Source organism: Dyadobacter bucti (assembly GCF_005869225.1).
Classification (GTDB): domain Bacteria; phylum Bacteroidota; class Bacteroidia; order Cytophagales; family Spirosomataceae; genus Dyadobacter; species Dyadobacter bucti.
The window spans coordinates 1-8652 of record NZ_SWFP01000030.1; the positions used below are offsets into that span (position 1 = coordinate 1).

Sequence of the window (8652 nt, forward strand, 5' to 3'; positions counted from 1 at the left end):
TTCTGATCATTTCTTCCTTGAACTCAGCGTCGTAGCTCCGACGACTTTTTACAGATTTTTGGTCTTTCATTTTGCATCATGTTGTGCAAAAATGTGTGCCGCTTTTCGGAACCACCTCATTTTGCTTCGATAGATATTGACGAATTGCCTAAGCTCTTGGATGCGCTTACTAAATGTAAGGCACAACTTTACCGACAAACATACATTGCTATCTGGCTCATGTTGCTTACTGCACTTCGTACGTCTGAATTAATTGAAGCCCGTTGGTCAGAGATTGATTTTGAAAAAGCTATGTGGACTGTATCTGCCGAGCGGATGAAAATGAAAAAAACGCATTTGGTCCCTCTCGCGACACAGACAGTTGCACTTCTTAGAGAGCTTTACGAGATCACCGGCCATAAAGAATTGATGTTTCCGAGTATTCCACGTCCAAGAAAAGCAATGAGCAAGGGAACAATCTTGGTTGCGTTGAAACGAATGGGATATAGAAACAAAATGACCGGACATGGTTTCCGGTCGCTGTTTATGAGTGTGGTAAAGGAAAAGCTTGGCTATTCTCATGAAGTTGCCGACAGACAGCTAGCACATACGCCCAAAAGTAGCGTTGACCGAGCATATGATCGGGCGAAGTTTTTACCGCAGCGCGTATCCATGATGCAAGAATATGCAGATTATCTCGCCAATCTGAGCAGCGCTCCCGCTAAATAATTTATCCAGAAAAATATACGTATTGTACCAACGATATCTTGTCTGTACAATTGCTTTTGATAAATTGATGGTCACAAAAAGTATTTGTGACCACCAACCCTTAATATAAATATAGGCTTATCTATGGCAACAAATTTAGAACGCTTCCGAAAGGATCTAGATCGACTTATTACTGAAGGAGTTGCTCTTGAAAACGCAATGTCTCGCACAATTGACACCACAGCTTTTGATGCAGAAGTAAAAAAACTATTTAACGACAAAAAAGAGGGAGACGCGTTTATCAAAGCTTTGCCCAATTTTAATATTGGCTATGAAGCTTGGTATTCTGAGTCATTGGCTTTATTGAAACAATTACTTCCCGATCGAGTCAACAATTTTGTAGCACTGTACGAAAAACCAAAAGCGCGTAAATCTGTCAGCTACGGAAACTACGTTATACAAGACTACCTTCAGAAGCTTCGTGTGAGTAATTATGGAGAAACTGTTGTGGATTCCTCTGCTGCTCTCCCACAATTCCGTCAGCAAGTCGCGATTATTCGGGCAGCTGAGAAGCGCTTTGAGAGTTCACTATTTGAAATAAGGCAACTTGTTCAAGCTGACATGTTCGATAGTGAAATAGATACGGCACGTGAGTTACTAAAGCACAAATTTCTTCGGGCTGCCGGAGCGATAGCCGGTGTAGTCCTTGAAAAGCATTTACGGCAAGTATGCGAGGATCGAAGTTTATCTATTACCAAAAAGAATCCTGGCATTTCGGATCTGAATGAAATTTTAAAATCCAACGGCACTATTGATGTTGCTCAGTGGAGGCACATTTCAATGCTCGGCGACATCCGAAATCTATGCGACCATAGTAAGAGTCAAGAACCAACGCATGAACAGGTTACAGACCTGATAAATGGAACGGACAAAATTCTTAAAACAGTCGCGTAAAAGCATTAAATCGAAGTATTTACAATTTCAATTACACTGCTCAACATGATAACTAATTTTCCTCAATTAAAAATCTAGCAGTCTTCAACAACTTCTCCTGGGATGCATCTGTACTTGATGGTGCTGACGTACGAGAGTTTAAAGAAGTAAATATCATTTATGGCCGAAATTACTCCGGTAAGACTACCCTTTCTCGTATTATGAGGGCTCTGGAAACAGGCCAAATATCAAGCAAATACGACAACCCTGAGTTTACAGTATTCATCAAAGGGGAAGCCGATGCCACTCAAAATAATTTGACCGGACACAGCAAAACAATCCGCGTATTCAACGAAGACTTTGTAAGAGAAAATCTCAAGTTTATCGCTAACCCGGATGATGATATAAAATCCTTCGCAGTTTTGGGAAGCAACAATGCAGTGATCGAAGCAGAGATAGCACAACTTGAATCAGAACTTGGGAAAGATGAACCAGAAAACAAGACTGGATTATTTGAAAATTTACATACGGCCAATGCGCTTTATTTGCAGAAAAAATCCGCCTTTGATACTGCAAAAGAATTACAGGAAAAAGTTTTAGATACGAAAGCCACTGACAGGAATACTGGCATAAAATATAATTCAGAACGCTTCGGCGACCAGAATTACACCAAAGCAAAGCTACTACAAGACATTGCAGCTGTCCAAAAGACTACATTTTCACTGCTTTCAACAACTCAATACGCTGAGCTAGACCAGCTCATAACGGAAAAAGTAACCGAAGACATTAAGTCGGTCATGCCACCCGAATTCAAAATCGGTGAATTCAATTTAGAAACTATAGACGTCCTTCAGAGAAAAATTGGTAATTCTGGAAAAATTGAAGAGCTTGTACAGAATGCAATGCTGAATTCATGGGTTGCAACGGGTAAGAAGCTACATGAAGACCGTGATAAATGTGCTTTTTGCGACAATGAAATAAGTACTGAACGTTGGAAGGAACTTGAAAATCATTTCGATGAGGAACTAGCAAATCTGGAAAAAGATGTCGCAACCCTCTTACAATTAATCAACAAGGAAAAAGCAGCTGTCACCTCACTAGCGATGATAGGCAGAGAAAGGTATTACTCGCGATTTCAGCAGAAAGCATCCTCGCTGGCTCAGTTATTTGCTCATTATCAGAAAAAATATTTGGAACAACTAACTTATCTGGTAGGTCAGCTGGAAATCAGGAAACAAAGCCCGATGACTTCAGTAAACTGCGAGAGCGCTTTGGACTATTCCGGGAGAATAAAACTTGTTTACAAGCTTCAGGAAAGGCTGCGCACGAAATCCAACACATACTCAACTCAACTTTCCAAGGATCAGGCGGCTGCCAAGAATCAATTACGTTTTAAGGAGGTTCATGAATTTATTGAAACCATTCAATACGCAACTAACTTAGCGTCAATTGGTATCCAAGAGAACGAGGCCCAAGACCAAAAAACAGTTTCCGACGGAATAAGACAACAAATTAAAGATAAACAGACTCAGATTAAGAAGAAGAAGCGCCTGTTAAACGATGAAGAAAAAGGTGCGACAAAGGTGAACGAATATCTCAATAATTTCTTCGGTCATGACTTTTTGAAATTGCAATCAGTAGATGAGATGGATGACCAAGGGCAAGCCATAAGTGTTCGTTTTGAAATCATTCGTGACAACAAGAAAGCACATCATTTAAGTGAAGGCGAATGCAGTCTGATCGCATTCTGCTATTTCATGGCTAAGCTGGATGATATTCACACCAAAGGGAGCAAACCCGTCATCTGGATCGACGATCCGATTTCAAGCCTCGATGGAAATCATATTTTCTTCATTTACAGCCTAATTAACACAGAGATCGTTGCAAAGTTGTTAGCTGAACAACTTTTATCTCAACTCATAACCTCGATTTTCTTAAATATTTGAAGAGACTTCCTGGCGCGGACGCCACAAAAGAAACTAAGGCAAAATTTAGGTATCTTGTTGTGCAGAGATCTAACAAAACCTCTTCTATCCAACTTATGCCCTCGTTCTTGCGAGAATACATTACAGAGTTCAATTTCCTATTTGCACAAATTCATAAATGCGCAAGCCTATTGACGGTGAATGACCAAAACTACAGCGCTTATTACAATTTTGGCAACAACGCGAGAAAATTTCTCGAGGTTTTCTTGTATTACAAATATCCAGATTCAACCTCGGATAAAGATAAAATGTTGAAGTTTTTTGGTGGCGACACGTTACCTGCGATTTTGACGGATCGAATTAATAATGAGTATTCACATCTTTGTGGAGTTCTCGAACGTGGTGCACTACCAATTGAAGTTCCAGAAATGAATTCAACCGCCAATTTAATATTAGACCGAATTAAGGCACTTGATAATGACCAATATGAATCGCTATTGAGAAGTATAGGTGCCCCAGTACCAGTAGTGATTGCAACAAACCAACAGTAAGCAATGTTGCCTCCGCCTTAATAATCTCCTTATAAAAAAACGCTGCGATGGATAATTGCCTAGCGTTTTTTATTACAAGTTTACAACAGAGTCCAACGCATCGTCTGTAGTTTTATTGATAAAATTACTCTGATACCCCATTGTTGTTTTGATGTCCGAATGACGATACAGTCGCTGTAAAATATTGACAGGTATCTTATCCGAAGAAATTTGAGCAAAAGTATGCCGAGCAATGTGCATGGTCAGCGTCTTTGGCAAACTGATTTTTTCAGCTACTTGTTTCAGGTAGTCATTACAACTCTTTGTTCTTGTTTTAATGTAACTCTGTACAGTATAGGAATTGGAAAGATCAGCCATACAAGCCAAGTCAGGAAATACCAAATTATGAGGATTGATCTTCGGGTACTCCGCGAGTATTTTTGCGGCTTTCTCCGGAACTTTAAATGAACCGGTTTTAAGATTTTTTCCCATAGAATAATACAGCCTGTCATTTTGGAAGTCTGACCATTTTAATCTTAGAACATCCGAAATTCTCATCCCAGCGAAAAACAGTGCAATAAGAAAAAGGTTTCGTGCATGATGCTGCCCCCCTGTAAGATCTACTTCTTCTAGCAATTTAACCTCCTCAGCTGTCAACCCTATTTTGGAGCTATCTGGAAATTTAATGGAAATCTTCCCTTTTCCAAATGGATAATATTTCTGATCTACTAACCCTGCGGTGATAGCCTGATTAAAGATAGTGCGAATTACAACAAGATGATTGACTACCGTTCTTTCAGTTATCTTACGACTCCCTCTTAAATACGCTTGGAATTGCCGTAAAATGCCAGGGTTGATATCAGCAAATCCAATATCCGCCCCTTTCAAAAATTCTTTAAATCGATTGATGCGAGGTAAGTCTGCCGACTTTTGGTTGAATTTGCCGTTCTTCTCAAGTTGATCACAGTATAGACTTGCCTGAGCAAAAAAGCTGCTACCCATTGTCTGTTTTATCGTCCTTCTAACGGAAGTTACAGAAGTGTCTTTTTTCTGGGTGGCTAATTGAAGTAACTGATCATTAATCTCAGCTTTCTTAGCTAGAATAAAATTATTCAACCAAACTGAATTAGGATGGGACTTCTTGACTTTTTGTCCATTAGCATCCCACTCGGTCTCTTTCAAATTTTGTTTGAGGTACACATATGTGGATTTGCGATTGTTCGTTACACGCAATGCGAGTGGAAATGTACCGTCCTGATTAGGTTTTTTTCGTAAAACCGCTTTGATAGTGGAAGCCATGAGTTGAAATTGGTTTGTTTCCTACACACAAATATAATACTAATCGAAATTATTTGGTACAACATAGGTACAACAAATGGCGGCTTTTTACGAATTTAAGAAAATCCATATATCTGTAATCACCTCATTAATAGATATCATTGATACATATCGAACCATATAAAACCAAAATTCGCAGGACTTAAAATCCTGTGAGCCGAAACGCTCGTACGGGTTCGATTCCCGTCCCCGGTACTGAATAAAAAAGAGGTTGCGAGTTTATTTCGCAACCTCTTTTTTATAAGGGCATGTGCCCACAACATTTACCGTTCAGCATCGCATTCTCCCACTGCTTAAAACCCGCTGACCAGATCATCTTGATTTTGCCGAATGTGTGAAACATGCAACTATCCTTACTGGATATGTAATATTGTTTGCTATGCGAATCATTAGTTTTGATGCTAGTAGAAAGTAATTCTCAAACATCAACAAACTATTATGATAAAAATACATACTTGCCTTGTGGCAATTGCCACGCTATTCTCCGTTTCACATACCAGCTTTGCACAGACGGAACCTGATTTGGGAGCTGCTTCGGCTTTTTCTCTGTTTACTGCAGTTGGAGGAGTTACAAATCAGGGGACTACGGTGGTTACCGGGGACGTTGGTACTGGCGCAGGAGCCTTTAACGGATTTCCGCCCGGGATAATAGTGGGAGAAACGCATATAGCCGATGATATTGCCGGACAGGCAGCAACCGATGTAACAAGTGCCTATGCCGATTTGCTTGCAAACCCATGCGGCAGTGTCGTTTTGAGCACCTCGATGGGAAATGGCCAGGAACTTACTCCTGGGGTTTATTGCCTGGGTGCTGCTACCACTATTACAGGCAATTTGATCCTGAACGGATTGGAAGACCCAAACGCTGTGTTCATTTTTAAAATTGACGGTGCCCTGTCGACTGCTGACTTATCCAGCGTACTGCTGATCAACGGAACCTCCTTGAATCATGTGTACTGGCAGATCAACGGGCAGTTCGACATAGGTGCGAACGCTATTTTCCGGGGTACAGCGATAACTAACGGGGCCATTAATCTTTTGGAAAGCGCTTCTCTTTTTGGAAGGGGGTTATCCATCGCCGGGGCCATAAATCTGCAAAGCAATATTGTTGTCAACACACCTGGCGCATTACCGGTTACCCTGACGAAATTTCTGGTGAAAAAAGACGAGGGCAGGAGTGCCCTGATTGCCTGGGCCACCACAGAAGAAGCAAACAGCGACCGGTTTGAAATCGAGCGTAGTATGGACGGCCGCGCATGGCAGCTCGTTGCTTCCCTCAACGCAAAAGGGGAAAGTAAGGTTTTAGCCGAATATGTCTACACGGATAAGATGCCCGAGGCAGGGATAAATCTGTACCGCCTTAAAATGATCGACCAGGACAACTCATTTGCGTATAGCACCATACGCAGTATAGAATTTGAAGCTGGATTGCGTGCTGCATTGTATCCGAATCCCGTCGTCAACCAACTGACCCTGGATACGGACAATAACGGCGGCATCGACCGTCTGCAACTGATTAACATGAACGGAAAGATCGTCTATGAACAAGTAAGAAGTGACTCTTCAAAGCTGCTGACAAGCTTTGACGTGAGCTTTCTATCACCCGGCCTGTATGTAGGGCGGATAACCGGCAAAGGCGGAACCCGGTATCAGAAAATACTGAAAGTGAACTAGTCCAATCAACGCGCTACAAGTTTACACTATACATACGCTATCACAAAAGCAAATTCATTTAGATGAATTAACATCCTTAAAATCAGCATCTTGACCGGTGATTAACAATCACTGTCAGACTGCGCCGTTGCAAAGGAACACTATGATTTAAACTTTTCATGAGTGGGCAAACTGACAACGATTCAAACCTTCATCTTCCCAGGACGTGTTTAACTTCTCAGCAGAATATTTTCAACTTTGTCGGCGTCAGTTCATAGAACTGGAACGATCAAAGGCCGTTCAAATTAATGGAGTACAATTACTTACTACACTTCATAGCAAAGAAATCGAGGCATTTACTTTTGACAACTTCGATGTCGTTCATCTTGCCGAGCTACAAAAACGTCATATCTCAGAACATGTCGAGTACAGAATAACCATGGAGGATTTTCGGTGCCGTCTTCGCGAATGCCACATAAACGAAAAAAAATTTTTTAACCTAGCTTTCAAATTCATTCAGAACTGAGGCAGGCTGCGCATAAGATGGTTTCCAATTCCTGCATGGCAAGCCATTTATATTTAACTCTGATGTAAATGGCTTCCCAAATCCATCAGGAATACTATCCGTGCCTCTGGAACATTGATTCGACCCAACCGTTGCAACCCGTTTTTGGGCGCCGATCAACGGATAATCCACTTCGCCTTCTATACAAATAGTACATTACTGGACGGTAGCCGCCCCGGTAGACAGACCGCAAAATTTGTTTAGAAAAATTAAAATATTGATAATCCACAAAAAATAAATACTATTACACGAATATCTAACTATTACTATACAACCAACCATTGGAAACATTACGAAAAAACATCTACAATCACATCCGCGCCAGTTTTGTAGTCTTTCCACTTGTACTTGCCATCCCCAATGCGCATGCTCAGGAAGTGATTGATGCTTCGGGTGGTGTGGCAACAGGGTCCGGAGGTACAGTCAGCTACTCGCTTGGGCAGGTGGTTTACACTTTCAACACCGGCGACGGGGGTATGGAAAACCAGGGCGTGCAGCAGCCGGTGGATTACACCTCGCTGCCGGTTACACTGGCTTATTTCGAGGCAGGCGCTGTCGATGATCAGGTGCAGGTGCGCTGGGAAACAACGTCGGAAGAAAACAATGATTTTTTTACCGTTGAAAGAAGCAGGAACAGCATTGCTTTCGAAGAAGTCACAACAGTGAAAGGGCCTGGCAATAGCAGTACCGTCAGAAAATACAGCTGGACGGACGCTTACCCTCTCGCGGGCATCAGCTATTACCGCCTCAAACAAACCGACTTCGACAAGTCTTTCACCTATTCTACAATAAAGGCGGTGAAAATCAAATCCCTTTCAAAAGGTGTCGTAGTGTACCCAAACCCGGTCACTGACTACCTGGTCCTGAAGGATGCCGACGAAGGCAAAAGCCGGTCTTACAAGATCTTCGATATCAAAGGAAGGTTGGTTGAAACCAGGGAATTTCCGGATGGAGAAAGGAAAATCGACATGACGCATCTTTCCCCTGCCGCCTATGTGATACATTATATTAATAACAGCGA

At 41.7% G+C, this 8652-nt stretch carries 5 protein-coding genes, 1 tRNA gene and 1 pseudogene; 6 read left to right on the plus strand and 1 reads right to left on the minus strand.

The features are described from left to right. The first annotated feature begins 78 nt into the window (after positions 1 to 78). From FBF61_RS34260 to FBF61_RS34270, 3 genes and pseudogenes are all read left to right on the plus strand, one after another. A complete protein-coding gene (locus FBF61_RS34260) occupies positions 79 to 708 on the plus strand; it encodes a tyrosine-type recombinase/integrase (protein WP_138485498.1) in 630 nt (209 codons plus the stop codon). 123 nt (positions 709 to 831) lie between these two features. Next, positions 832 to 1641 carry a hypothetical protein gene (locus FBF61_RS34265; RefSeq protein WP_138485499.1) on the plus strand — a complete coding sequence of 270 codons (810 nt, stop codon included), beginning with the start codon at positions 832 to 834 and terminating at the stop codon, positions 1639 to 1641. Between the two features lie 155 nt (positions 1642 to 1796). Continuing rightward, positions 1797 to 4096: pseudogene (locus FBF61_RS34270) on the plus strand (AAA family ATPase). A gap of 72 nt (positions 4097 to 4168) precedes the next feature. On the opposite strand, the gene FBF61_RS34275 reads toward FBF61_RS34270, so the two are convergent. Next, positions 4169 to 5374, minus strand: coding sequence for a site-specific integrase (locus tag FBF61_RS34275; protein WP_138485500.1), 1206 nt, complete (start codon positions 5372 to 5374; stop codon positions 4169 to 4171). A gap of 154 nt (positions 5375 to 5528) precedes the next feature. Between FBF61_RS34275 and FBF61_RS34860 the strand changes: the two genes are divergently transcribed. From FBF61_RS34860 to FBF61_RS34285, 3 genes are all read left to right on the plus strand, one after another. Continuing rightward, positions 5529 to 5608 (plus strand) — tRNA-Leu (locus FBF61_RS34860). A gap of 243 nt (positions 5609 to 5851) precedes the next feature. Further along, positions 5852 to 7087, plus strand: coding sequence for an ice-binding family protein (locus tag FBF61_RS34280; protein ID WP_138485501.1), 1236 nt, complete (start codon positions 5852 to 5854; stop codon positions 7085 to 7087). A gap of 825 nt (positions 7088 to 7912) precedes the next feature. Continuing rightward, positions 7913 to 8652: T9SS type A sorting domain-containing protein (locus FBF61_RS34285; RefSeq protein WP_138485502.1), on the plus strand; the 740-nt coding region annotated here is incomplete at its 3' end.

What these genes read in the sequence shown, in the direction of transcription:
- FBF61_RS34275 (WP_138485500.1), bottom strand. Translation starts at nt 5,374, where the DNA reads ATGGCTTCCACTATCAAAGCGGTTTTACGAAAAAAACCTAATCAGGAC.
- FBF61_RS34260 (WP_138485498.1), top strand. Translation starts at nt 79, where the DNA reads ATGTTGTGCAAAAATGTGTGCCGCTTTTCGGAACCACCTCATTTTGCT.
- FBF61_RS34280 (WP_138485501.1), top strand. Translation starts at nt 5,852, where the DNA reads ATGATAAAAATACATACTTGCCTTGTGGCAATTGCCACGCTATTCTCC.
- FBF61_RS34265 (WP_138485499.1), top strand. Translation starts at nt 832, where the DNA reads ATGGCAACAAATTTAGAACGCTTCCGAAAGGATCTAGATCGACTTATT.